The following is a 24,587-nucleotide window of genomic DNA, read 5'->3' on the forward strand; positions in this document are numbered from 1 at the left end:
TTACACCGATAACATTCCGATATTCGTCGCATTGAATAGCATATGCAATACTATAGGTGCAGCAATATGACGTTCTTTTTCATAAAGAAATCCCGTAAATAGAGAAAAAATGAAAAGAACAGGAACAAATACCAAACTTCCCCAAGAATGCTCTACATGAGTAAGAGCAAAGATGACCGAAGAGTATAAGAGAGCATAAACTCTATTCATTTTATTTTTTAAAAAGGTTTGTAAAAACCCTCTGAAGAATATCTCCTCAGCAAAAGGAACCAACATGCCTAAACTTAGAATAAATCCCCGATCATGCGCGGTAGAGGTTAAGGTATCTTGAACTTCCTGAGTCAACGTTTGTTCTTGTAACGCCTCTATAGGCAAAATGAGTGCTAGCCCTTTATTCAGCACCAAACCAATGATCTGGGTAATGGGAATGACAATAATCCACATCCGTATAGCAGAAGATACCGCATGTAAAAATGTCGCTCCAGGCTTATTCCCTGAGTAAATTACACTACGTGTAACTTCAATAGGTAGCCCTAGAAGATAGAAAATATAAGCACAGGTTAGAAAAACCCCATGCAATGATCGTGCAGTGGTATGAGAATGCGATCCTGTAATAAAAGGAAGCAGACCAGGAAGAAACAAAAGAACAACTCCAGCAAGAATATGTCGTAGCTGTAATGGAGTTTTTTCTGAGGGTTTTGGCCAACTAAAAAAATTTCTTGATACAACAGCTGCTAAAGCTAGAAGTGCAAGAAGGACTAACCAAGAATGCATCATAAATTACGAATAATTTGCACAGACATAGCCTTCAACTCTGGCAACGACTTCTCGAAATAGACGCTGATGCATAAGCCCCATAGGTGTGGAATCGAAGTGTTTCGTGTGCCATCCGTAGCGATGATAATCGCTCGCTGTTGTAGCAAGAGGCTGGCTAGATTCAATGATTTCTTGATAGATCATTGTAACTTTATTATGACGAATATCGAAAACACGAACACGAACAGAAGCTGTTACAGAGTCGTGACCAAACATATCTTGTGATGTTTTCTGTTCTAAAAGTTCTGTAGCTACGACAAATTCTGCAGGGAGGAATTCGACGATGGCTTGTGGAGAAAAATCATGAACTACAGGAGCATAAAATTGTGAGATGACCTGTGGAGATGCAGAATGTTTAATAAGAAATAATTTTTCAGAAGAGTGGAATCTTTTGCTAATTTCTTGAGTGAATTCTGCTTGTAAACTCCATGGAAGTACTTCAGAGACCTTTCCAGAACGGTAAAATACTGGTAACATGGCAACAACACCCTTAGCCTTACTTCCTGATTTGTATAGCTTAGGATGATAGCTCCCCGATGCTGGTAGAGAACAGCTAGATAGGTTGATAGACAAAAGTCCACAAGAAACTAATAAGAGGAGTTTTCGCATAATTGCTGTCCTTACATTAACAAATATCGTTGGCTCAGGTAGTGAAAGTTTGCTTTTGTAAAGCGCCCCGTGCTTTCACAGAATTCATATTTTCCTATGAATAGGGATACTGAGTTGTTATTCCTGTTAAGTTATAACAAAGAAAAAAATAAAAACAAGTCCCGAAATCATAGAAAACCCTAGGGCTATTCCCTTTGGTTTTCGTTATTTTACCTGAGAGCTAGACTCTTGCTGATGGTATGAGCAGGGGCAATCCCATTCTTTAGGAATTAGTGTGCATCCTGGAATTAATAGTGCAGGGGATGAGAATACAAGAATAGAAAGAAACCATTTCATTACTTATCCTTAACATTGTCTTTTCTATCTTTTCATAAGCGCAAGAATAGTTTTATGCAAAGTCTATTTACACATTTATTTAGAAGAAAATTAACCTCTTTTTAGCTGTATATAGCGGTAATTGAAGAAGAATTAGAAAATGACTGTACTCTTAAGGGCACTGTTTTCTTAATGAAGAAAATTTAGGCAGAGTCTCTGTGAGTAACCTTCAGTTCCAGTAGGGATGATTAACTCTATATTGCCTACCTCAGAATATCTTTAGCAGTGGAGCTTATCTAGATCCTAGCTCTTAACTATTAAATTATGTGCTGGAGTACAAGGGTTTAAGTATTTTGAAATGAAAAAAGGAACCACGGACGTATGTCCGGGTTCCTTGCAATGTTTAAGAACGCTAAATAAACGTCTTATTGTTGGTTAAGCAGCTCTGCTCCTAATCCCTCGGCAAAATCCGGCTCAGTATTAGCAAATCCTAATACGGGGGTCTTGGGAACAAAAGGAGTAAAGGAGAGTTTAGGCCGTACATTATAAATTACTAGAACCAAAACAACGGAAAGAACAAGAGCTAGCACAGGAATCGCCCATAGAGCCGAAATCCCAGTAAGAACAGTGGCCGCTATACCCCCAGCAGCTATTAATACTGCAGCTACAATCGCAATGATGGAAAGGACTTTCGCTTTTCTTACGCCTTTATGATAGGACTCTGGAGTGGTAAAGCTCTGCGGTTTTACCTTTACCTCTCCAGGTTGTGGAGATGCTGGATATATTAACATATTTTATCCGAAAAATTGAAACCAATTACTAATACTATTTTAATGCTAAATGGTATTTAAGTCTTTTAATTATGTGTATTTAATTGCAGCTGGTTCCTTCTTGGGGGATGGAATTCTATAGGCATGCCCCGCTCTCTAACCACCACAATTGTTAAGGATGTGTTAGGATGACGTTCAGAAAATTCTTGAAGAGCGACCACAAGAGCCGCTTTTGCTGCTTTTAGATGGGGGTTATCGAAGGGAAGCTCTTCGGGATCAAGGGAACTTCCTCTGTTTGCCTCAGAGAATAGTAAAGGCATTTGCACCATGGTTGCTGGGCTCTCCCCAGAAATCGCTTCTTCAAAACATTTTATATAGGTTTCTTTACACAAATAGAAAGCTGCTCTAGGGTCGTAGCATTCTAGGGTTATGGGGTTGTAGACGTGAGAGAAGTAGAAAGGTAGTCCAGTATTTGGAGGATTTTTCAATCCTTTATTAGTTTCCCAGATACATTTTTTTGAGCAGGTCCCAGGCGTTAGTATAGGGCTATGATTCGGGGTTTGTTTCGCTCTATTCCAACAGTGAGAACTTATAGTTTTATAGAAAGGGTAGCGTCCCCCAAAGAGATCTTCTTTGTTCATTTGTGCATCCGTAGGATTTACCATCATTAACGTGCACTCAGAGGTTGTTCTAGGCACAGTGACATCACCCACAGTGGAAATCAGAATAATTCCTGGGTTGCTATTTAACCGCCATACAGATTGTTGCACGCTATCTGGAAGCGGGCGTATTTTATAGGGGAGATGACACCACCAAGATGCCGTCCATAAAGTTGTCAATAGATCATCATATTTAGGAACAGTAGGTAGATCTGCAGCAGATTTGCCATCAAGGGAACTATTTTTCCTGCAGAGGAGTTCTCGACAGGGAAAAGAGGTGGGTTGGACCGTGCTATTGGGATCTGATTTTGTATTTATCAAATCTAAAAGACAGCAAAGAATCATTAAAATAGGCACTAAGGAGAGGGTGATAATAAACGCTGCCGAAGGGAATGCCATAGCCAAACTAATTCCCAATAAAGTCAACACCCCAGCAAGTCCTAGAATGCATCCTAAGAGCTTTTTCTCATGTTTTTCTACGAATTGAGAACAGCTTCTTGATGAATCAATTTGGAATAGCGAAGCTTCTGGTTTTAAAGATACTGGTTGTATTGACATGTGTGTTTTGCATAGAGGATTCTATTTCACCGGGATTTGATTTAAAAATTCCCAGTCTTTAGTTAATTATTTCCTTGGGAGCGCGATTATAACACAACTTTTTCTATTTTAGCCAATTAGTATTAATTTATATGTAAAAAAGCAGTGAAGACTTAAATATAAAAATTTCTCTAAATATTATTGTTTTGGTATACCCCAGAGAGAACAATGAAGTATATTTTCTATTGATTGAGCCATCCGGGTTCATAGAACCTCTAATTTTTATCAGTGTTTAGTGATTTATAGTTTCCATGCAAAGTACTGTAGATTTCGATTATTTTGGTCTAAGTGACATAGGGATGGTTCGTTCCAAGAATGAAGATTTTTGGCAGGTAAATCTTTCCTCCAGAGCTGTGGCTATTGCAGATGGCATGGGAGGATGTTTAGGTGGTGACGTGGCTTCTCACGAGGCTATTTTTAGCTTAATGGAACTCATCGATGCTAGACAGTCCCAGTTAGAAGAGTTTCAGGATGATCAATATCGAGAGATGTTAACTATTATCCTTTCTGAAGTTAATGGTTTGATTTATGAGCATGGCCTCATGGAGTCTCGTCTTCAAGGTATGGGAACCACATTGAGCTTCATGCAATTTCTTAGAGACAAGGCCTGGCTACTTCATGTGGGTGATAGTAGAATTTACCGTTTGCGCGGTGAAGAGCTTTCCTGTTTGACGGAGGACCACTCCCTAGCAAATCAATTGAAAAATCGTTATGGGCTTTCTAAACAATCAGATAAGGTGTATCCTTATCGTCATATTCTGACTAATGTATTGGGAAGTCGTCCCCACGTTACCCCCGATATTCGGGATATTTCTTACGAGAAAGAAGATCTGTTTGTTTTTTGCTCCGATGGCTTAACAAACATGGTTTCTGATGTAGATATTCGGGATACTCTACTTCAAACTGCGACCTTAGAAGAAAGTGGGAATCTTTTAATTTCCCTAGCAAATAGTCGCGGGGGATCCGATAATGTTACCGTGGTGTTAGTCCGAATACAATAGTATCCGATTCAGGGAACTTTGTAATGATCTACTTGGATAACAATGCTATGGCTTCTTTAGAGCCAGGTCTTTTGCAATTTTTACAACAACTCTTTTGTGAGGGGATTTACGCCAATCCTTCTAGTGTACACAGTGCTGGGAAAAAATCCCGTAAGATAATTCACGACACTACAGCGTTAATTCAGAAGGTCCTCTCTTTTTCTGGGCAGGTAATTTATACCGCAAATGCTACGGAAAGTTTAAATCTGGCTATTGCTAGCCTTCCTAAGGGAAGTCATGTGATTACCTGCAGCTGCGAACATCCTGCGATCATAGAGCCTTTAAAAAATGCCAATCTTTCCGTGTCCTATTTGGATCCTGATTTGGGAAGTTGTACGCTCAGCCCAGAAAAAGTAGAAGCTGCGATTACACCAGCAACTTCAGCTCTCGTCTTTGGCTGGGTAAATAGTGAAATTGGTGCAAAAATAGATATAGAGGCGATGGCCAATATTGCCAGAGAGCATAATTTACAATTTATTGTAGATGCTACAGCAATTATCGGTAGGGAAAAGGTGGCCATCCCTCAAGGCGTCACTATGGTTGCCTTTAGTGGACATAAATTCCATGCTTTATCAGGAATAGGCGCTCTTCTTATCTCTCCAAGAGTGAAGGTATCCCCTTTATTTTTTGGAGGTGGTCAGCAAGGAGGCCTACGTTCAGGAACAGAGAATCTTTGGGGAATTGCTTCGCTATATTACATCTTCAACATACTTAATGAAAAACAAGAAGAGATAGCCTCAACGCTAGCGCAATACCGTAATGACTTCGAAGCCTGCTTAAAGAAGCGTATTCCTGATATTAAAATTCATTGTGAGCACCAACCTCGTGTAAATAATGTTTCGGCTATCGCTTTCCCGCCATTAGAAGGTGAAGTGATGCAGATAGCTTTAGATGTTGAAGGTGTTGCCTGTGGTTACGGATCGGCATGTTCTTCAGGAGCGACTACAGCTTTTAAATCTTTGGTCGCGATGAAAATAGATCAGGATATAGCACTAGCTACACTTCGGTTTTCTTTCTCTCATTTGCTAACACAAGAAGATCTTAATTTAGCCATAGAGAAGATCGTCAAGGTAACCACGCATTTAAAAAATGCTTGGTAGAGCTATGAGAGTAGATTTTTAATAGAGACGCTTTTAATTCCGTACAATGATACTTCTTTGACCTCTAGAAGAAGATTATCGGTAATCACCGAGGTTCCTATTTCTGCAGGGGTATCGAGTAATTGTAGAACTAGCTGCGCTAGAGTTTCTACGCCATAACGCGTAAGCTCAATTCCTAACTCCTTCTGTAGATCTTTGAGTTGCGTATTTCCAGGAAATGTTCTTTCTATCAAAGAGACGGTTTTCGGCTTTAATTGAGCAATATTTGACGTATTAAATAGGATTTTAAAAATCGCATTTAAACTAAGAATTCCCATAGGTTCTCCAGAAGAATTCAAGACAACAGCTACGCTGGAGCGGTTATCTCTAAATTCTTTTAGGATACGTATCAGCTTAGATTTTGCTGTGATAAACCAGGGTGAATGTAGGTTGTGAATTAACGCATCGTTAGGATTTTTATTCACAAAATCTTTAGGCAGCGCTATCCCTATCACATTCTTACGTGCTTTGTGGTATACAGGAATGAACTCCATGTCCGTATTTTTTATCTTACGACATAAATCCTTAACATTTGCTGTAGAGGGTAACATCGTTACCTGATCTAAGGGTTGGCATACCTGCTCCGCAGACGTCGCACTTAAAGAGAAAATATTTGTAGCAATAACATTAAAGTCCTGTTCTTCATGATGCGTTTCTAAAGCTTTTTGAAATTCATCACGACTTAATGTTGAGTTCAGCTTCTCTTTCTTTATCTTTAGAAGATAGTAAATCCCTTCTGTAAGGCTCCCTATGAACTGAATTAATGGATAAAATAGATAGTGAGAATAATACAATATAGGAGCGCCCCAAAGCGCTAATCTCTCGGGGATTTTACGTGATATGGTTAAAGGGAAAAGCTCAGCAAAAATCACAACAAGAAAAATCTGAGTAAAGGGAGCATAATCTGGAGAAAAACCTAGAGCCTTATAACAGTTTCTAGCTGATTCAGAACCCACTTGAAGCGCTATATTCACCCCAAGCATTACCGTTCCAAATAGACGATAAGGACGGCGAATAAGAAAGTTAATATAGCGCGCTTTTTTATGATCCTTAGTTAGGTAGTATTGCAGACGTACACGATTGAAGGAAACGCAAGCCATTTCCATCATAGAATAGAACCCCTGAAGAACAATACATAGAAAATTGATCCCAAGCCAAAAGAAAGGAGAATCAGTCATGTATTTTCCTTATATATACTCGGCGTATACGATTGGGAGCGGCATCCAAAACTTGAAACATAAGATTATTCCAAGTGAGCTTTGTTCCTGTAATCGGAATAGATTCCATCTGCTCAGTGAACCATCCTCCTAAAGTTGCGCTATTGTTATTTGTAGGGAGATTAATATTAAAAATCTCGCTAAGGTCACTTAGCTCTAAAGTTCCTGCTGCGATAATAACATCTTTCCCAGACATTGTATAAAGGACTTTCTCACTGCGTTGATCTATAATTTCTCCAGAAACGATCTCAAAGAGATCTTCTTGAGTGATTAACCCTTCGATGGAACCGTATTCATCAATGATCATCCCTAACGTTTCATCTTCAGCAGCAAGGTGACATAAAGCTGTTTTCGCTGATATTGTCTCAGGCATATAATAAGGTTTTTTCAACAAGGGTAAGAGGTCTTCAGACGATTGTAAGGGTTTGCCATGAAGTAGCAAAGCTTTCGCGGTGCAAATTCCTAATAGGTTTTGCAAATTGTCGTTACATACGGGAACTCGTGAGCAATGCTGCTGAGAAAATAGATCATAGAGATTATCCAAAGGTGTTTGAATGTCATAGTACAAAACATCCTGACGGGGTTTCATACGCTCTTTAACACTACAATCACTAAGAGATAGATAACCGTATAGTAGGCGACTTTCATCTTGATTAACAACTCCAAAGTCTTTGCAACTTTGTAAGACCTCTTTCAATTCCTGAGGTTGGATAATATCCATCTTCTGAGAGGAAAGAATCCATTGCACAATATAATTAATGCCACTGATTGCCCAGTAGAGTAAAGGCCGAAGAATTTTTGTAAATACTAAGATAAGAGGAGCAACAAAAGTGGCGATCTGCGTGTTAAAGGGAAGGGCAACAGCTTTGGGTAGAATTTCACATAGAATTAAAGTTAACGCTAAAGGGAAACCTACAATGAGTAGCCAAGAAGCCTGATCACCAACAAGTATAGCTACGCAGTTTTGAATCCCAATATTTAATCCAATATCAAGAAAGATCAGAGTAATGAGTAAATGGTGGGGATGCGAAAGAAGAGACGCGACTAACTGCTGCTTTTTATATCTAGAGCGCTTGTAATGAGAAATTAAAGAAGTTGGAAGAGAGAAAAGCGCTATCTGCGATAACGAAATAAATCCAGAACATAGGGTGAAACATATGATTAAAAAAATCAGAACAATAGAAATCATGCTTGTGTCTCAATCCATGCTCTTCGATTCTATAATCGGAGAGAAACATACTTTAGTGTAGCCCTTAGGAATTAGGCCTAGTCTACGAATCAAAGCAGATTCAATCACCGCAGGATTATCCCAATGTTGAATATGCAGTCGAAGTTCTTTTTGCTCTTCTTCAGCATAAAGGATTTTTTCTCGAAGTTCTGCTACACGCTTTTGTAAACGCATTTCCTCTTGTTTTAGTTCATGAATAGCACGGTCATACATAAACCCACTAATAAGCATGCAGAGGATTAACCACCAAGAGTTAACCACAATTTCTTCAAGACATCTCTGCCAGTGAACTTTTTGCATCTTCAAACTTTAAACAAAAGGAACGGTAATTCCTTGCTGTTTTTGATACTTACCTTTTCTTTCTGCATAAGAAACTTCACACATCTCATCTGCTTCAAAGAACAAGACTTGAGCTATTCCCTCGTTAGCATAAATTTTTGCAGGTAAGGGAGTAGTATTGGAAATTTCTATGGTAACGTATCCTTCCCATTCAGGTTCAAAAGGGGTTACATTAACAATGAGTCCGCAACGTGCATATGTGGATTTTCCTATGCACATTGTTAAGATGTTTCTTGGAATACGAAAATACTCTACGCTATGAGCAAGAGCAAATGAATTCGGAGGAATAATACAAACATCATCAGTAATAGAAATAAATGTATCTTCTGTAAAATGCTTTGGATCGACAAGAGAATTGTACACATTAGTGAATACTTTAAACTCTCTAGACAAACGAAGATCATAACCATAGCTAGATAAACCGTAGCTGATTAATTTTTCCCCAGTTTCCGCGTCTACATTGACTTGACCATCTGCAAAAGGCTCGATCATTCCATGAGCCAATGCCATTTTACGGATCCACTTATCTTCTTTAATGCTCATTTAGAAACCTTAATAGTTAGATTCTATAAGAACGTTTTTGTAATGTTTTGATTTTATAGAGACTGCCGTCATTAACCATAAGACAAAGACAGTTTTCTATAGGATAATAGAATACATCTTTTGTCCGTATATGCAAATACCTAAAAAATTCAAAGGTCTTTTAACTATTTGAAATAGAACGCTCTTGCGCTCTCCTAAAAAGAGAAGAACGTTGACCAGATGCAATCCTACGGGGATGTTAGATAATACCATAGGAAAAAGGCAAATCTTATTTTTTCTAAGATTTTTTTAATTGTTCTTAGCTACGAGCACGCATAGCATAAGTTTTCTTTTATGCGAGAGCGCCGTCTTTATTAGCTGCGTTGTCATTTTCGTAAGATGTTCTTATCTATGTTTCTCAAAGGAGTTGGTGTTGACGTTATAGAATTAGCCTAGGTATAACGGCATCTGAGCAGAGTACTACACGATAAAGAGTTCAAAAAACACAAAGCTTGTTCTCTCGAAGATTTCTTAAAAAGAAGAGAGAATAGTGTAGTTAATGCAAATTTCTTAGAAGACAGAAATTCCTATCCTTTGTGAGACTAAAGGAAATGCGGTAACATATGACACATCAGGTATCTGTCTTACATCAAGATAAAAAGTTTGATATTTCTTTGCGGCCCAAGGGATTAAGGGAGTTTTGCGGTCAAAAGCAGCTTACAGAACGCTTGGAATTATTTCTTCATGCTGCTGTACAACGGGGAGAAGTTCCTGGTCACTGTCTTTTTTTTGGCCCCCCAGGATTGGGTAAAACCTCGCTAGCCCATATCGTTGCTCATACCGTTGGTAAAGGACTAGTTGTCGCTTCAGGACCTCAACTTGTTAAGCCGTCCGATTTATTGGGATTGTTAACAAGCTTGCAAGAAGGTGACGTTTTCTTCATCGATGAAATCCATCGTATGGGAAAAGTCGCTGAGGAATATTTATATTCCGCGATGGAAGATTATAAGATTGATATCACCATTGACTCGGGGCCAGGTGCGCGATCAGTTTCTGTAGATCTTGCTCCTTTTAGTTTGGTAGGAGCAACAACACGTTCCGGAATGTTAAGTGAGCCCTTACGCGCGCGCTTTTCTTTTACAGGGCGGATGTCTTATTACTCCGATGAAGATCTAACAACAATTCTTAAGCGATCTTCTAATTTATTAGGTATTGATGCCGATACTGCGGCATTATATGAAATTGCCCGAAGATCTAGAGGGACACCTAGATTAGCCAATAATCTCTTGCGTTGGGTTCGAGATTTTGCTCAAATGCGTGAAGGTAATTGCATTAATAGTGACGTAGCCGAAAAAGCTTTGGCTATGCTATTAATAGATGATTGGGGATTAAATGAGATTGATATTAAACTCCTCACCACAATAATAGATTATTATCAGGGGGGCCCTGTGGGAATTAAAACTTTATCAGTGGCCGTAGGAGAAGATATCAAGACCTTAGAAGATGTATATGAACCTTTTTTGATTTTAAAAGGTCTATTAAAGAAAACATCTCGAGGAAGAATGGTTACCCAAATTGCCTATAATCATTTGAAAAGGTGTTCAGATAACTTGCAGAGTTTAGGAGAAGAAAAGTGAAGATATTGAAGTGCATCCTTTTAGGACTTTCCTTCAGTATGGGCGTCGCCGGGTACGCAGAAGTTAAAGTTTCTGATACGTTTACGGTGCAGTCTGTTGTTTCCGAACCTAAAATTCGTGTTCTTCTTCTGAATGAAAGTACGACAGCTTTAATAGAAGCTAAAGGTCCTTACCGTCTCTATGGTGACAATGCGTTGTTGCAAACCTCACCTCAAGGTTTGCGTTGTGCAGCTCATGCACTTTATGGTGGCATTCGCTGGGGAGAAAATTTTCCTGGGGTCCAATGTTTAAAAATAGAGCCTACCGATGATTCCGCATCTCTATTTGTAAATGGGCTACAATACAAAGGCGCTCTCTATATTCATAAGACGGATAAACATTGTATCGTTGTAACTAACGAGCTCACTGTTGAAGAGTACCTTAAATCAATTCTTTCTACAAAATATCTCAAAGAATTAGATAAAGAAGCTTTATCAGCCTGTGTAATTTTAGAAAGAACAGCTTTATATGAAAGGCTTCTTGCTAAAAATCCTCAGAATTTCTGGCATGTCACAGGAGCTGAAGATAATTATGCTGGTTATGGAGCCACAAGACAGTTTTACGGCGTTGAAGATGCTGTAGATTGGACATCACGATTAATTGTTGATAATCCTGAAGGATTAATTATTGATGCGGATGGCTTGCTCCAAGCTAATGTAGATCGTCTTGCTGTGGAAGGCTACAATGCACGTCAAATTCTTGAAAAATTCTATAAAGATGCAGATTTCGTAGTTATCGAATCCTGGGATGATGAAGCTAATGAAATTAGCTAGCTTGGTTTGCATAACTTATAGCAACTAGCATCATATGTGCATCTAAAGATACTTGCTTTGATAAGCTCTCTGATGCAAATCCAAAGCTATCTGCTACTTTCTGATAAGGAAGGAAGTTCTCTCTCAATTTTGGTAGATGGATTTCGATTTTTTCTTCACCTGTATAAAATGCTGTGAATAGGCTATATTTCGGAGATTTCAGCTCGTAAGCTAAAAATTTGCTAGGGTTCCATTGCATAGGATTGCCCTGTGCATCAAGCCAGGAAATATTTTCTTCAGTGAGGAATCCCTGATTAAAGATTTCCTTATGCTGTTTTCTAAAACGAATGGCATTACAGACAAAATCAAAAAGAGCATTGTTCTTAGATAGCTCGTCCCAAAGGAAATGGTTGGTATCAGTATCTAGTGCCCAGCGGTTATTATTGCCTTTTGCGCTATGCCCATATTCATCTCCAGACTGTAGCATAGGAATACCTTGAGAAAGGAATAGGGTTAATAGAAAATTGCGCATCTGACGTTCACGTAGCGCAAGAATTGTTGGATTGTTAGTTTCGCCTTCTTCTCCAAAATTATAACTGTAGTTTGCGTTGCTTCCGTCCCGATTCTCTTCTCCGTTTTCTTCATTATGTTTGGAGTTGTAGGAAACTGTATCATGTAAAGTAAATCCATCGTGACTACAAATATAGTTAATGGAATTACATGGAGAACCTTGAGGATAGAGATCTTGAGACCCGGAAATTCTTGAGGCGAAAGTGCCAATAAGATGGCCATCCCCATTTAAAAAGGACTTTATCGTATCGCGATATTGTCCATTCCATTCGCTCCATCGAGGACTTAAAGTAGGGAAATAACCTACTTGATATAAACCGGCAGCGTCCCAAGGTTCAGCAATAATTTTGGTTTCAGAAAGCACGGGATCATAGCTGATAGCCTGTAGAATAGGTGAGAAGGGGACGGGATTTCCTAGAGGATCTCGTGAGAACACAGAAGCAAGATCAAAACGAAATCCATCTACGTGCATTTCCTGAACCCAATAGCGTAAAGAGTCTAAAATCCATTGCGTTGTAGGCGTGTAGTTAGTATTTACTGTGTTTCCACATCCTGAATAATTCGCAAATTCTCCTTGAGAATTCACCATATAATACGAAGAAAGGTCTATCCAAGGCAAAGGGCAAGTGGTGTTGTCTAATCCTGTATGATTGAAAACAACGTCAAGGATCAACTCAATGCCTGCTTTATGCAAAGCTTTTACTAGAGTCTTAAATTCTCTGATCGGTGCGCAGGGATCCGAACCATAAGCGTAACGTCGGCAAGGAGAGAAGAAGTTTACTGAAGCATATCCCCAATAGTTGCAAAGATGCGAGGAATCAGCTGTTCGGAAAGGATGATGGGTTTCATCGAATTCAAAAATAGGGAGGAGTTCAATAGCATTGATTCCAAGTTTTTTGAGATAGTCGATCTTCTCGATAATACCTAAAAAAGTCCCTGGATAACATACTTTCGAAGAATTATTCCAAGTAAAAGAACGCACATGCATTTCATAAATGATTGATTCTTCTTTAGGTAAATTGAGACAGTGATCGCCTTCCCAAGAAAACTCTTCATTTTTTAAATAACTAAAGGCATAGTCTCCAGAAGTTTTTATAGAACCGAAAATTTGTGGAGAATGAAGGTTTTTTGCATAAGGATCAGCAAGGTATTTTTTAAAATCGAACTTAGCTGTTGTATTTGTAGGACCATCTACACGAAAAGCGTAAGACCACTGATCTGAAATCCCTTCGACTTCTATATGCCAGACGGCTCCTGTGCGGTTTTTTTCATGCGATAAAACAATTTCCTGAATGTGGGAATTCTTATCAGAAAGAGCAAGAACCACTTGAGTAGCTTGTGAGGAAAATAATGCAAAACGATAACGATGAGAAGAAAGTTGAGTTGCTCCCAGAGGTAGTGGAGAGCCTGGATAAAAACTAATTTTGTCCATTGTTAACCCGATAACACAATGGGTTAAGAAAAACAAGAAAGTTTTTGATTATAAGTCTTTGAAATCGTTTACTAACAAATCTACAATATGTTAACTTAAGAAACATAACAATTATCACAAGGAGATTCCCTCATGTCCAGGCAAAATGCTGAGGAAAATCTAAAAAATTTTGCTAGAGAACTAAAGCTTCCCGATGTAGCTTTTGATCAGAACAACACGTGCATTTTGTTTGTTGATGGCGAATTTTCCCTTCACCTTACTTATGAAGAGCATTCTGATCGTTTGTATGTCTACGCTCCCTTGTTAGATGGTTTGCCAGATAATACTCAAAGAAAATTAGCTTTATATGAAAAGCTTTTAGAGGGATCTATGCTTGGCGGGCAAATGGCTGGCGGCGGCGTTGGAGTTGCTACTAAAGAACAGCTCATTTTGATGCATTGCGTTTTAGACATGAAATATGCTGAAACAAATCTCTTAAAAGCATTTGCTCAGTTATTTATTGAAACTGTGGTAAAATGGCGAACCGTTTGTGCCGATATTTGCGCTGGTAGGGAGCCTTCTGTAGATACCATGCCTCAAATGCCACAATCCGGTGGTCCTGGTGGAATGCAACCTCCTCCTGCAGGCATTCGTGCGTAACTTAATCCAGGGTGCGTCATACGTCTTTTTCTATATGGCAAAGACGCTCCTTGTTCTTAAATGCGATTGTGCGATCTCTTTAAATAGAAAGTGCAACTAGACTTTCTTAGTTATTTTTAGTTAGATAATTCATGTGAATCATGGATAGATCTTTTTATTGGATTTTCAAGCATTATCTAACTGTTCTTTTTTCTTGTTTCCCAATGACACATATTGACGATATTACTTGGCGGATGTATAACACATTGTCTCGTGATATTAGCTTCTAAGACAAGCTGACGAAGACTCTGATATTGAGGTTTAGGTCATAGGCTTTGCCCAACTAGATATTTAATATTTAAAGAAGTATTTCGTATGAGTGCTTAACAGACAGTATAGAAAATGCTTTTCAAATAAACTCTAGGGGGAAGTTTGAATCTATTGGTAAGATTGCAAATCAGGTGATTTTCTCGATAAATTCGTGGTATGTGTATAAGTGTCTTTGATTGTATCTTTGAGGTATTAGAGGAGCTTTATAGCTAAAGCTACTTAACAGAAGTCAGATTTCAAAACCTTTAGGCTTTAGCCTTGTAGGTGTGTCAGATTTTCTTAATATTAAAATGACAACACAGCCTCTGCTCGCTATAGGTAAAGAAGCGTTGGCTCTAAAGGAAATTCAATAGGTGATTGTTATGATGTTTGGTTATTTTGTCGGTTATTTGGGAGCAGATCCTGAAGAAAGAATGACCTCGAAAGGTAAACGCGTGGTTGTATTGCGTCTAGGCGTAAAATCTCGCATAGGAACTAAAGATGAAACCGTATGGTGCAAATGTAATGTTTGGCATAACCGTTATGATAAAATGCTTCCTTATTTGAAAAAAGGGTCAGGGGTTATTGTCGCTGGAGATATCTCTGTAGAAAGTTACATGAGCAAAGATGGAACTCCACAGTCGTCTTTAGTCATTAGTGTTGATACCATTAAATTTAGTCCTTTTGGAAGAAACGAGTCGCGTTCTCTATCACTACTTGAAGAGAGCTCAGCCCAAACAACATCGTATGATAACGTTTCCTTAGGATTTGAAGGGGAAAGTTTGGATGCTGAAGCAATAGCGGATAAAGATATGTATGCCGGCTATGGTCAAGGTCAGCAATATGTATCAGAAGATGTGCCTTTTTAACGGCTAACGAAATAACGATTTTTATAAAGAGGTAATTGTGGTTCTATTTCATTCTCAAGCGTCTTGTAGTAAACGTATTGAAGCTGATGCGATTATTCTTCCTTTTTGGAAGCTGAAAGACAAGGTTAAGTGTGCAGCTTCAATCGCAAAAGAATACGAATCACTTTATCAAGTTGCTTTAGATAACTTTTCAGCGAAGAGCAGGGAAGTTGAGCTGATTTATAGCTGTGGACAGGGGAAGGAAAAACGTATCGTTCTCTTAGGATTAGGAAAGAACGAAGAGCTCTCTTCTCAAGAGGTTTTAGAAGCTTATGCTAAAGCAACCCGTCTGTTACGTAAGGCAAAATGTACGACGGTGAATGTGGTCCTCCCTACAATCTCCGAATTACGTATCTCTATAGAGGATTTCCTCACCAATCTAACTTCAGGAATTCTATCATTAAACTATAACTATCCTAAGTATACTAAGGAATCATCGAATGATCCCTTATTGACTAAAGTTAATGTATTGGGAATTGTTCCTAAGATTGCTGATAGAATCTTTAGGAAAGAAGAGAATATCTTTGAAGGTGTTTACCTGACTCGAGATCTTGTAAATGGTAATGCTGACGAGGTAACTCCTCAGAAATTAGCGAATATTGCTAAGGGAATGGCTAAAGAGTTCCCTAGTATGGATGTGAAGATTTTAAATAAGGATGCTATCCTTAAAGAAAAAATGGGTCTTTTAGCTGCAGTGGCTAAAGGATCTGCTGTAGATCCTTGTTTTATTGTTTTGACTTATCAAGGAAAGCCAAAATCCAAGGACCATACCGTACTTATTGGGAAGGGTGTAACTTTTGATTCAGGGGGCTTAGATCTTAAGCCGGGCAAAGCTATGTTAACCATGAAGGAAGATATGGCAGGAGCAGCTACAGTATTAGGTATTCTGTCAGGAATAGCTGCTTTAGAGCTTCCCGTAAATGTTACTGCTATTGTTCCTGCTACAGAAAATGCTATAGACGCTGCTGCTTATAAGATGGGCGATGTCTATACAGGGATGTCAGGCTTATCCGTAGAGATTGGCAGTACGGATGCTGAAGGGCGTCTAATCCTCGCAGATGCAATCACTTATGCTTTAAAATATTGTAATCCTACACGCATTATTGATTTCGCTACATTAACAGGAGCGATGGTTGTCTCTTTAGGAGAGGATGTGGCTGGTTTCTTCTCTAATAACGATGTATTAGCTCAAGATCTTTCCGAAGCTTCTGCAGAAACTAGCGAAGCGCTATGGCGACTTCCTCTTGTTGAAAAATATAACAAAGCTTTGCATTCCGATATTGCTGATATGAAAAATATTGGTAGTAACCGTGCAGGGGCTATTACTGCAGCACTTTTCTTAAAACGTTTTCTTGAAGATCAACCGGTAGCTTGGGCACATTTAGACATTGCTGGTACTGCATATCGTGAAAAAGATGAAGATCTCTATCCAAAATATGCTTCTGGTTTTGGTGTTCGTTGTCTTATTTATTACATAGAAAAGTTTTTATCTAAGTAATTGTTTTTAAACTTCTTTTGATTTAGTAATGCGTATTTGTTTTTAAATTATTAAAAATAAATACGCGTTTTATTAAAGTTTTTTCAATTTCTTGCCGATAGATGGGATAAGTAATTACCTGTCTAATTAGGGGAAATGAAAATGTTGAGAGTACAAAAAAAGCGTAGCAGCAAGAAAACAGCTACCAAAGCTGTTCGTAAACCTGCTAAAAAAGCTGCTACTAGAAAGCCTGTTGCTAGAAAGACAGTTGCTAAGAAAACTACAGCTCGCAAAACAGTTAGAAAGGCTACAACAGCTCGCAAGACTGTAGCTAAGAAAACTACAGCTCGCAAAACAGTTAGAAAAGCTACAACAGCTCGTAAGACTGTAGCTAAGAAAACTGTAGCTAAGAAGCCTGCTGTTAGAAAAACTACAGCTCGCAAGCCAGCTGCTAGAAAAGCAATAGCAAAACCTGCTATCTCATGCCACAAGAATCATAGACACTCAGCTGCTTGCAAGCGTGTATGTTCTTCTTCAGCTAAAAGAAGATGTGGTTCTAAAAGTCGTGTTCGTACAGCTCATGGCTGGCGTCAACAATTAATGAAACTCGTTTCTCGTTAGAAACAGGTTTTGTTAGACGAGGGTGAACGGTAAGGCTTTATAAAAGTTTCTTACCGTTTTTTTTGCCTGTTATAGACTCCCTCTGTACAGTTAGATGAGTAAAGGGTATAGTAAATCTCTAGGCGTATCTGTGCTAGGAGGTTCAGGAGATGCAAGAGCATACGTGCTTCCAAGATTTTTCCAAATTCTACAAGGAAAAGGCTCCTGCTCTTACGGTCATCGGCTCAAATTCTGAAGAAGATAAGAGTGTCTGCATGGAGCTTCTTGTTTCTGGGAAAACTCAGGAATTTGATGCTTCAGGGTTGACAATCAGCGATTTATCAAAGTGGACTGAATCTTATGGATTATTTGCCTCTAAAGAGGTGATTTCTATTTTCCAGGCTGAGAAGCTATCGCAGCAAACTCGAGATTTTCTTATTCGCTATGCGAGAAATCCCCGCCCCCACCTTATTGTATTTTTATTCACTACGAAACAATCGTGTTTTCAATCTTTACGTAAAGAACTCTCTTCCGCAGCTTTTTTATCGTTATTTGGTGAGTGGCAGTCGGATAGAGAGAAGCGCATGACCGTTCTTCTCTCTCAAAGAGCTGCACTTTTAGGGGTGACATGTTCTTTAGCTTTAGCCTCGGCATTTATTAAGAAATTTCCTCTAGGGGAGATGCATAACCTTATAGGAGAATTTCATAAGTTGTTGTGTTGCATAGGGAAAAAGCAAGCGCTAGAGTATAGCGATATTGAAAGCTTTGTAGTGAAAAAGGAACAAGTATCCTTATGGAAATTACGCGATGCTATTTTACAGAGGAATACTGCAGAAAGTCAGGCATTACTACGGGCTTTGCTTCTCGAACATGGAGAAGATCCTCTAGGATTGATAGCTTTTCTTCGAGGTCAGTGCTTATATGGTCTACGTAGTTTAGAAAAAGAAACAGCAGATAGGAAACATCGGTTTTTCATTGCCTATGGAAAAGAACGCCTCCATCAAGCGTTGAGTCATTTATTTTATGCCGAGAGTATTATAAAGAATAATGTCCAAGACTCTATAATAGCTGTTGAAACTTTGCTGATTAGGATGACAAATTCATGACTTTGTATATTTTCCCCAATACTTTAGGTAATCGACGTGTGGACCTTCTGCCTGCGGTTATCGGAGAGATTATCCCTAAACTCCAAGGTTTAATAGCGGAGAGTGATCGCGGGGGACGTGCTTTTCTTAGTCTCTGGAAAGTTCAAGAAACACATAAATTTCCCATTGCGGTGTTAAATAAAAATGATCGTTCTATAAAAGCTTGGGATTTTTACCTTGAGCCTATTATAAAAAAGCAGGAGAACTGGGGACTAGTCTCTGATTCTGGACTTCCTTGTATTGCAGATCCTGGAGCAGGACTCGTGCGTCGTGCTCGTGCTCTTAACCTTCCCATTCAGGCATTTTCAGGTCCATGTTCTATAACATTAGCGTTAATGCTGTCGGGATTGCCTGGACAGAATTTTACTTTTTTAGGGTACCTTCCGCAAAATCCCAAGGATAGGGAACGTTGTATAAAGAGTAGCTCAGGGAAACAACATACACAAATATGTATTGAAACGCCGTACCGTAATGTACATACATTTCAAGCGTTATTGGAAACTCTACCGGGATATGCTGAGCTATGTGTAGGTGTAGACATTACCGGAGATCAAGAGTTTGTTTCTACAAGATCTGTAGATGCTTGGTTGCGATCTGCAGATCTTGATAAGGTAACGAAACAAATCACAAAGATACCGGCAATTTTTTTATTTCACACTCCAAGATAATCTCTTGTGAGAGAAACCTTTATGTTAAAGGTTTCTCATGAATATCCCGGGAGTCCCTATTGCTGCAGCAAGAGCCTTTTGAGCAGCAGCGTTCAACAACAACAGGTTGTTTCACAGAAGTATTTTCAGCTTCTTTAGCAAGTTGTGCGTAATGGTCTTTTAATTTGCGCATTTTATGACAAAGAATAAAAGGTTCTATTGCTGACCAAATAAATAAGACGATGATAGATATTCGGGTCAATAGCTCTGCCAATAGCAGTATCCAAGAGAGCTCTCTTAAGGCGATATATGTTTCCTTAGAGGCTCAAGGAGGCAGAATAAGATTGTGGAGACAATAGTAATAACAACAGTGAAGTATACTAAATTCTTGTACTTTTTAAAATGCTTCTTAGGAGCTAAGGGCTCATTTTTAAATAGGAGTCTATAAAAAATGAATACAGGGATCGTTAGTGTTATGACGAATAAAATTAAAATTAAAGTGTCCATTGATATTTGTGGCTCAGCACTCTCCTTGTTTTTCGATCAACATACCTTAACTTTTCCCTTCTAAATTCGTCGATATTTTTATTATTGAATTAAGTTTTTATATTTAAAAAAATTTATTTTGTTCTATTTATTTGTTTTAAAATTGATCAATATAAGTTTTATAAATTAAAAAATGAAAAATACAAATAAAGATATAAAAGCGCAAAATTCTGGAAGAACCATCCCTGAAGACAAGATACAATTCTCCTGTGATGATGGTGTTGGGAATGCTATGCGTAAACCTTGGAACGTTTCTAATCAAAAAGTTACAAATATAGCTCGTGGATCTGGAACTCCTCCTACTGGCAGTATCGCTGTAAAAAGTGATCTTAGTGATTATCTTGAAAAGGGAGGTGTTACTACAAGAGGGGTCTTTCTAAGGACGACAGGGGGATTGATGATTGGGGACATTGACATGACATCCTCTTGTACTGTCGTGGGTCTACCTACATCATATAAAACTGCTACTGTGAATGAGAATGACATGGCTTCAGTAGGTATGGTCTCGGAAGATATAGGTTCTCTTGCTAATAAGGTAACCGAGCTTATTGATCGTATCAACCAGCTTTCATCAACAAATGGCTTGGATAAAATTATAAAAGATTTAGGAACGCCATCTAACAACAATGTTACAAAACCCACCGAATCCAAATGGTTAGTGCGTGCTGGAGGAAGCCCTATGCAGGGAGATCTTGGATTTAAAAAAAACAGCCAAAGTTCTCCTACGGATTCAGATCCTACCATTACAAATCTTGCAATCACAGGTTCTGTAGCCTCGCCAATAACTAAAACAGCACCCAAACCTAAACCAAAAAAAACAGCTCCTAAAAAAAGTTCTACAACAACAGGTTCCACAGCAGGTTCTACAACCAAGGCGCTTACGGCATTGGGGGCTATTTCTACAGCAACTACACAAGAAAACCTTCACAGAATTGTTGCTGTAAATGACCTTAAAGAAACTTTAGAGGCAATAAAAACGAAAAATACTACCTATCCAAATTGGACAGGAATGGATGTGCCGTTTGTTTGTTTAAAGCAAGGTACGAGCACGACATCTTCTATAGATTATGAAAAATCTGACAATGCGGATAAATATATAAAAACAGTAAGTGAAACCAGCGTTACATTATTGCGTAGAGGTATTTATTGCGTATCTTGTATCTATGATTTCACTCAACCAACGCCTCCCACTCCACCATCCGGATCTTCTACATCGGCTACAGAGGTTAGCTGTGCATTATCTCTTACTCCTAAAAATGGCACGAAAACAGAGCGTTATAAAATAACAGGTAAGTCGGACACGACATTGATAGGAAGGGCTTATATTTTTGTTGAGGGGGATCAAGCATCGATAGAAACAATACTAAGTTTTGATGTCACACCTACTCCAACAATTGAGAAACGAACATGGACAGTATCTTTTGTAGGTGCTGCTTATTAAATTATGGAATAATAAGGCTAAGAATAAACTTAGCCTTATTTTAAGAATCTATGGTGAAGGTGGAGTTGTAGTTGTTGCGAATGTTGATGGAAGAAGGGTTACCTGCCATGACCAAGATGTCACAGTCAGATCATTTCCTGTGTTACTGCTTCCGGTTGTCGGTGGATTAAATTTCAGTTTAAGATCAGAAGGTTTTTCAACAGGGATCTGACAGAATAAATTTTGTCCCGAACTTAAAGCAGAAACAGTGTAGACGGTAGTATCCGTAGTTGTAGATGTATTCCCAGATGAAGACGAACTTGAGTTTGAAGATGATCTTACAGATGTAGGTGCACTTGGAGATGTTCCTCCTCCGCTGCCATTGCTTGGAGTTCCTCCGCTGCCACCGCCGCTAGAAGAACCTCCTCCTGCGCTGCCACTACCGCCGCCTGCCGGTGTAGACGGATTCAATATCACACTAATATTTGCATTAGTGCCACCAGACCAGTTAGCTGTTACAGATAATGTAAGAATTCCTGGAGCAAGAACTTTGATAGTTTTTGTATCACTATCTTCAATCTTTAAATATTGATCTGTTACTGGAGTAGTGACTATCACATCGGTTGTTGTTGGAGTTGTTGTTGGGGGTGTCGTCGTCGGTGTCGGCGTTGTTTTAGGCGTTGTGGTTGTTGTAGGAGATGCAGCCGTGATATCCGACCCCATTTTTATACGTTTTGGAAGTGAGGGTTGTGGCAGAGACGGCGTAGGCACAGCAGGGGTTGGTGATGGCTGTGGTGCTGGAGCGGGAGGAGCTGGCGGTACTGGTGTTGGAGGAGTTGGAGCTGTTTTCCAATCAAACTCACCTGTAACTGTAGTTTGCGTAGAGATTGTATTCCCTAATAACCCAATTTGCGGTGTGGTAATTTTAGATTGTACATACTCAACATTTGCTGCGTCTTTAGTATCGCTATCAGATGGTGTCTTTAAACCTGTGACAGTATGTAGAGACATATCTAAATTACCCGACATAGTGCTCCCTTCAATTTTCACAAATAGTGATGTGTCGGGTGGTGGTGGAGCATCTGGATCATCGGCATCATCATCATCTGATTTCATCCCTAAGGCTTCTTCTATAGTGGTGACCTTTGCGGATACCTCAGTAATTTTTTGTACAGCATCATTAATTTGAGAGTTATTCGTTACTGTATTAGCTGTATCCATAACATATTTTACAGTTGCAGCAGCTGATGGATTTAAATCTGTTGACCCCTGAGTTGTAGGCATAGATATATTAATGATAGAGTGACCACTCATATCAATATTCCCCGTCATAGAACCACCTGTTGTGGCAAGATATCCAGATAGGGGATCGCTTTTGGATACGTAATTGGACTTTAAATAATCCAAAGATACCGCATCTGAGTCGTTTCTAGGCTCGGGTAAACCAGTAATATTTTGGTTATTCATATTAATGGCTTTTGTTGATGTGATCGATGTCGTTGTCACGGTAAATAAAGCTGGATCAGGACCAGCCTTTGTTTGTTTTCTAGCAGCGTTAATTAATGACAATTCTTCAGACTCGTTATTATCTATTTTATCTTTCATATTTTAAATAACAATTAATTGTTGTTTTTAATAAAAACAAATAACAATTATTAATGTTTTATTAAATTAAAAAAGAAAGATTCATTATTTCTTCAGCGATAGTATCGTGAAATAATCGACCTTGTTTATTTAAGAATAGAAACTCGTCGTTATGATCGAATAGTTCTTTAATTAGAGGAAGGGATGTAAGAGATTGTATTAATGAAGGTGGGAAATCTTTGATTTTTGCTCCTTTGGTAAGGCGTAATCTTAAAGCTAGGGCTTCTTTGATACGTTCTTTTTCAGGCAGGCATTCTGTAGATTCATGAGTAGGGAGATTTTTGCGTACAGCACGTAGATATTGTGAGATTCTTGAGAGATTTTTCGAGCGTACTTTATCTATGTATTGTGATGCAGAAACCCCCAATCCTAAAAAGGGTTTATCTGTCCAGTAGTAGAGATTATGTTTAGACTGCGCTTGAGATTTTGCATATGAGGCAAGTTCATAGCGAGAAAATCCCCGAGAGGAGAGAAGTTCTTCAGCGGAGAGGCTCATAGCTGCTAATATATCATCGTTAGCAATAGAGGGGGTTAGAATACGCCGATGCTTATAAAACGAGGTATGAGGATCTAAGGTCAGATTATAAAGAGAAATATGCGCAATAGGGAGAGTAAGAGCTTGATGAAGATCTGCAAGAAAATCTGCCAAAGATTGTGTAGGGAGACCGTAAATAAGATCTATAGAGATGTTATGAAATTCATGTTCGTAGCAACGGTGGACAGCATCCATAGATGTAGATGCTGAGTGGATCCTTCCTAAAGCTTTAAGAATGGGATCATGAAACGTTTGTACCCCAATACTTATCCTATTAATCGGTGTAAGAGTAAGATCTCTCAAATAGGATTCAGATAAGTCCTCAGGATTGGCTTCTAAAGTGATTTCTTGAGCGTGGGGAGCTAGGAGTGTAATTATATTATGCAGATGATGGGGAGGAATTAATGAAGGTGTTCCTCCACCAAAAAATACAGTGTCGATGAAGTGCGTATCTTTAATAGCTGCTAGCTTATTCAATCCTTCTTGAAGAACCGCATTGCAGTACAAACTTACAGATTCCGGATTGTAGGGAATAGTATAAAAGCTACAGTAGTGGCATTTCTTTGAGCAGAAAGGAAAGTGAATGTAGAGAGCTAAAGGTTGCTTACCATTCATTAGCATCGGGGTCAACAATGCCCCCACGTCTCCAACGATTGCGATCACTGAAAGGATCTTCATCGTCATCACTGGAATAATCGATTTCTACAGCGCCTTCTTCACGTTCTTCATCAGGAAGTTCGAGCTCTACGGTTTCACCTGGATCAATATCAATTTCTGTCTCTGTAGCTTCAACAAATTCCATATCTGACATGCTTGGACCGTCAGGATATACCGTTTTTGCAGGGCTACGTCTTGGAGTAACAAACTCTTCAACTTCGCCACTTTCTTTTAGAAGTTGCAGGCGTTCCTTCTCTTCATGGATTTTGTTTTCTAAAGAACGTATTTCTTCCTTATGTCTATCGATTTCTTTTTTTGGAACTAAACCCAATTGCATCCACTGGGTTAAGTCACGTAATTCAGATTCGAGTTTTTTCAGACGTTCACTTTTCATCTAGTG

At 38.9% G+C, this 24,587-nt stretch carries 25 protein-coding genes; 11 read left to right on the plus strand and 14 right to left on the minus strand.

Annotation, left to right across the window (positions count from 1 at the left end):
* The 5 genes from CCA_RS01985 to CCA_RS02000 all read right to left on the minus strand — a co-directional run bounded on the left by CCA_RS01985 (nt 1) and on the right by CCA_RS02000 (nt 3,727).
* Entirely contained in the window at nt 1-777 is a 777-nt protein-coding gene (locus tag CCA_RS01985) for a CPBP family intramembrane glutamic endopeptidase (RefSeq protein WP_011006356.1), read from the minus strand.
* 3 nt (nt 778-780) lie between these two features.
* A complete protein-coding gene (locus tag CCA_RS01990; RefSeq protein WP_011006357.1) occupies nt 781-1,425 on the minus strand; it encodes a CT253 family lipoprotein in 645 nt (214 codons plus the stop codon).
* Between the two features lie 204 nt (nt 1,426-1,629).
* A complete protein-coding gene (locus tag CCA_RS05430; RefSeq protein ID WP_011006358.1) occupies nt 1,630-1,761 on the minus strand; it encodes a hypothetical protein in 132 nt (43 codons plus the stop codon).
* Between the two features lie 404 nt (nt 1,762-2,165).
* On the minus strand, nt 2,166-2,531 hold the full coding sequence (locus tag CCA_RS01995; protein WP_011006359.1) for a hypothetical protein: 366 nt from the start codon (nt 2,529-2,531) through the stop codon (nt 2,166-2,168).
* 65 nt (nt 2,532-2,596) lie between these two features.
* Entirely contained in the window at nt 2,597-3,727 is a 1,131-nt protein-coding gene (locus CCA_RS02000) for a hypothetical protein (RefSeq protein WP_011006360.1), read from the minus strand.
* Between the two features lie 290 nt (nt 3,728-4,017).
* Here CCA_RS02000 and CCA_RS02005 point away from each other — a divergent pair, with 290 nt between their 5' ends.
* On the plus strand, nt 4,018-4,767 hold the full coding sequence (locus tag CCA_RS02005) for a PP2C family protein-serine/threonine phosphatase (protein WP_011006361.1): 750 nt from the start codon (nt 4,018-4,020) through the stop codon (nt 4,765-4,767).
* A 23-nt stretch (nt 4,768-4,790) separates the two neighbouring features.
* Nucleotides 4,791-5,906, plus strand: a complete 1,116-nt coding sequence (locus tag CCA_RS02010) for a cysteine desulfurase family protein (RefSeq protein ID WP_011006362.1) — start codon at nt 4,791-4,793, stop codon at nt 5,904-5,906.
* A gap of 2 nt (nt 5,907-5,908) precedes the next feature.
* On the opposite strand, the gene CCA_RS02015 is transcribed toward CCA_RS02010, so the two are convergent.
* The 4 genes from CCA_RS02015 to dcd are packed head-to-tail and all read right to left on the minus strand — an operon-like array spanning nt 5,909 to nt 9,272.
* A complete protein-coding gene (locus tag CCA_RS02015) occupies nt 5,909-7,123 on the minus strand; it encodes a CNNM domain-containing protein (protein WP_011006363.1) in 1,215 nt (404 codons plus the stop codon).
* Entirely contained in the window at nt 7,116-8,351 is a 1,236-nt protein-coding gene (locus CCA_RS02020) for a hemolysin family protein (RefSeq protein ID WP_011006364.1), read from the minus strand. The genes CCA_RS02015 and CCA_RS02020 overlap by 8 nt, the downstream gene beginning before the upstream one ends.
* Before the next feature lie 9 nt (nt 8,352-8,360).
* Nucleotides 8,361-8,690 carry a membrane protein gene (locus CCA_RS02025; protein ID WP_011006365.1) on the minus strand — a complete coding sequence of 110 codons (330 nt, stop codon included), beginning with the start codon at nt 8,688-8,690 and terminating at the stop codon, nt 8,361-8,363.
* A 9-nt stretch (nt 8,691-8,699) separates the two neighbouring features.
* On the minus strand, nt 8,700-9,272 hold the full coding sequence (gene dcd, locus CCA_RS02030; RefSeq protein WP_011006366.1) for a dCTP deaminase: 573 nt from the start codon (nt 9,270-9,272) through the stop codon (nt 8,700-8,702).
* 602 nt (nt 9,273-9,874) lie between these two features.
* On the opposite strand from dcd, the gene ruvB reads away from it, so the two are divergent.
* Together ruvB and CCA_RS02045 are read left to right on the plus strand one after the other, a co-directional pair.
* Entirely contained in the window at nt 9,875-10,888 is a 1,014-nt protein-coding gene (ruvB, locus tag CCA_RS02040; RefSeq protein ID WP_011006368.1) for a Holliday junction branch migration DNA helicase RuvB, read from the plus strand.
* Nucleotides 10,885-11,700, plus strand: coding sequence for a SpoIID/LytB domain-containing protein (locus CCA_RS02045; protein WP_011006369.1), 816 nt, complete (start codon nt 10,885-10,887; stop codon nt 11,698-11,700). The genes ruvB and CCA_RS02045 overlap by 4 nt, the downstream gene beginning before the upstream one ends.
* Here CCA_RS02045 and CCA_RS02050 read toward each other — a convergent pair.
* Nucleotides 11,693-13,681, minus strand: coding sequence for a glycogen debranching protein (locus CCA_RS02050; RefSeq protein ID WP_011006370.1), 1,989 nt, complete (start codon nt 13,679-13,681; stop codon nt 11,693-11,695). The two genes, CCA_RS02045 and CCA_RS02050, sit on opposite strands and share 8 nt — an antisense overlap.
* Nucleotides 13,682-13,813: 132 nt before the next feature.
* Here CCA_RS02050 and CCA_RS02055 point away from each other — a divergent pair, with 132 nt between their 5' ends.
* From CCA_RS02055 to CCA_RS02080, 6 genes are all read left to right on the plus strand, one after another.
* Nucleotides 13,814-14,320 (plus strand): type III secretion chaperone Slc1, encoded by a 507-nt coding sequence (locus tag CCA_RS02055; protein WP_011006371.1) that lies wholly within the window; start codon nt 13,814-13,816, stop codon nt 14,318-14,320.
* 671 nt (nt 14,321-14,991) lie between these two features.
* On the plus strand, nt 14,992-15,477 hold the full coding sequence (locus tag CCA_RS02060) for a single-stranded DNA-binding protein (protein WP_011006372.1): 486 nt from the start codon (nt 14,992-14,994) through the stop codon (nt 15,475-15,477).
* A gap of 37 nt (nt 15,478-15,514) precedes the next feature.
* On the plus strand, nt 15,515-17,014 hold the full coding sequence (locus tag CCA_RS02065; protein WP_011006373.1) for a leucyl aminopeptidase: 1,500 nt from the start codon (nt 15,515-15,517) through the stop codon (nt 17,012-17,014).
* A 141-nt stretch (nt 17,015-17,155) separates the two neighbouring features.
* Nucleotides 17,156-17,614 (plus strand): histone H1-like repetitive region-containing protein, encoded by a 459-nt coding sequence (locus tag CCA_RS02070; protein WP_011006374.1) that lies wholly within the window; start codon nt 17,156-17,158, stop codon nt 17,612-17,614.
* A 149-nt stretch (nt 17,615-17,763) separates the two neighbouring features.
* Nucleotides 17,764-18,699, plus strand: a complete 936-nt coding sequence (locus tag CCA_RS02075) for a DNA polymerase III subunit delta (protein ID WP_011006375.1) — start codon at nt 17,764-17,766, stop codon at nt 18,697-18,699.
* Nucleotides 18,696-19,406: an SAM-dependent methyltransferase gene (locus CCA_RS02080; RefSeq protein ID WP_011006376.1), complete on the plus strand. Its 711-nt coding sequence runs from the start codon at nt 18,696-18,698 to the stop codon at nt 19,404-19,406. The genes CCA_RS02075 and CCA_RS02080 overlap by 4 nt, the downstream gene beginning before the upstream one ends.
* Nucleotides 19,407-19,425: 19 nt before the next feature.
* Here the strand turns inward: CCA_RS02080 and CCA_RS02085 are convergent, their stop codons facing one another.
* Nucleotides 19,426-19,659, minus strand: coding sequence for a hypothetical protein (locus tag CCA_RS02085; RefSeq protein WP_011006377.1), 234 nt, complete (start codon nt 19,657-19,659; stop codon nt 19,426-19,428).
* A gap of 405 nt (nt 19,660-20,064) precedes the next feature.
* Here CCA_RS02085 and CCA_RS02090 point away from each other — a divergent pair, with 405 nt between their 5' ends.
* Nucleotides 20,065-21,372: a hypothetical protein gene (locus CCA_RS02090; protein ID WP_011006378.1), complete on the plus strand. Its 1,308-nt coding sequence runs from the start codon at nt 20,065-20,067 to the stop codon at nt 21,370-21,372.
* Between the two features lie 48 nt (nt 21,373-21,420).
* Here the strand turns inward: CCA_RS02090 and CCA_RS02095 are convergent, their stop codons facing one another.
* The 3 genes from CCA_RS02095 to CCA_RS02105 form a co-directional block, all read right to left on the minus strand.
* Nucleotides 21,421-22,956 (minus strand): hypothetical protein, encoded by a 1,536-nt coding sequence (locus CCA_RS02095; RefSeq protein ID WP_011006379.1) that lies wholly within the window; start codon nt 22,954-22,956, stop codon nt 21,421-21,423.
* A gap of 61 nt (nt 22,957-23,017) precedes the next feature.
* On the minus strand, nt 23,018-24,145 hold the full coding sequence (gene hemW, locus CCA_RS02100; protein ID WP_011006380.1) for a radical SAM family heme chaperone HemW: 1,128 nt from the start codon (nt 24,143-24,145) through the stop codon (nt 23,018-23,020).
* Nucleotides 24,135-24,581 (minus strand): hypothetical protein, encoded by a 447-nt coding sequence (locus tag CCA_RS02105; protein ID WP_011006381.1) that lies wholly within the window; start codon nt 24,579-24,581, stop codon nt 24,135-24,137. Before CCA_RS02105 ends, hemW begins: the two co-directional genes overlap by 11 nt.
* Nucleotides 24,582-24,587: the final 6 nt, after the last annotated feature.

This window comes from Chlamydia caviae GPIC (assembly GCF_000007605.1).
Taxonomy (GTDB): Bacteria; Chlamydiota; Chlamydiia; order Chlamydiales; family Chlamydiaceae; genus Chlamydia; species Chlamydia caviae.

Coding starts and splice junctions, on each gene's coding strand:
- CCA_RS02060 (WP_011006372.1), top strand. CDS start 14,992: ATGATGTTTGGTTATTTTGTCGGTTATTTGGGAGCAGATCCTGAAGAA.
- CCA_RS02020 (WP_011006364.1), bottom strand. CDS start 8,351: ATGATTTCTATTGTTCTGATTTTTTTAATCATATGTTTCACCCTATGT.
- CCA_RS02075 (WP_011006375.1), top strand. CDS start 17,764: ATGCAAGAGCATACGTGCTTCCAAGATTTTTCCAAATTCTACAAGGAA.
- CCA_RS01985 (WP_011006356.1), bottom strand. CDS start 777: ATGATGCATTCTTGGTTAGTCCTTCTTGCACTTCTAGCTTTAGCAGCT.
- ruvB (WP_011006368.1), top strand. CDS start 9,875: ATGACACATCAGGTATCTGTCTTACATCAAGATAAAAAGTTTGATATT.
- CCA_RS02095 (WP_011006379.1), bottom strand. CDS start 22,956: ATGAAAGATAAAATAGATAATAACGAGTCTGAAGAATTGTCATTAATT.
- CCA_RS02050 (WP_011006370.1), bottom strand. CDS start 13,681: ATGGACAAAATTAGTTTTTATCCAGGCTCTCCACTACCTCTGGGAGCA.
- CCA_RS02010 (WP_011006362.1), top strand. CDS start 4,791: ATGATCTACTTGGATAACAATGCTATGGCTTCTTTAGAGCCAGGTCTT.
- CCA_RS02080 (WP_011006376.1), top strand. CDS start 18,696: ATGACTTTGTATATTTTCCCCAATACTTTAGGTAATCGACGTGTGGAC.
- dcd (WP_011006366.1), bottom strand. CDS start 9,272: ATGAGCATTAAAGAAGATAAGTGGATCCGTAAAATGGCATTGGCTCAT.
- CCA_RS02070 (WP_011006374.1), top strand. CDS start 17,156: ATGTTGAGAGTACAAAAAAAGCGTAGCAGCAAGAAAACAGCTACCAAA.
- CCA_RS02005 (WP_011006361.1), top strand. CDS start 4,018: ATGCAAAGTACTGTAGATTTCGATTATTTTGGTCTAAGTGACATAGGG.
- CCA_RS01995 (WP_011006359.1), bottom strand. CDS start 2,531: ATGTTAATATATCCAGCATCTCCACAACCTGGAGAGGTAAAGGTAAAA.
- CCA_RS02055 (WP_011006371.1), top strand. CDS start 13,814: ATGTCCAGGCAAAATGCTGAGGAAAATCTAAAAAATTTTGCTAGAGAA.
- hemW (WP_011006380.1), bottom strand. CDS start 24,145: ATGAATGGTAAGCAACCTTTAGCTCTCTACATTCACTTTCCTTTCTGC.
- CCA_RS02015 (WP_011006363.1), bottom strand. CDS start 7,123: ATGACTGATTCTCCTTTCTTTTGGCTTGGGATCAATTTTCTATGTATT.
- CCA_RS02025 (WP_011006365.1), bottom strand. CDS start 8,690: ATGCAAAAAGTTCACTGGCAGAGATGTCTTGAAGAAATTGTGGTTAAC.
- CCA_RS02000 (WP_011006360.1), bottom strand. CDS start 3,727: ATGTCAATACAACCAGTATCTTTAAAACCAGAAGCTTCGCTATTCCAA.
- CCA_RS02105 (WP_011006381.1), bottom strand. CDS start 24,581: ATGAAAAGTGAACGTCTGAAAAAACTCGAATCTGAATTACGTGACTTA.
- CCA_RS05430 (WP_011006358.1), bottom strand. CDS start 1,761: ATGAAATGGTTTCTTTCTATTCTTGTATTCTCATCCCCTGCACTATTA.
- CCA_RS02090 (WP_011006378.1), top strand. CDS start 20,065: ATGAAAAATACAAATAAAGATATAAAAGCGCAAAATTCTGGAAGAACC.
- CCA_RS01990 (WP_011006357.1), bottom strand. CDS start 1,425: ATGCGAAAACTCCTCTTATTAGTTTCTTGTGGACTTTTGTCTATCAAC.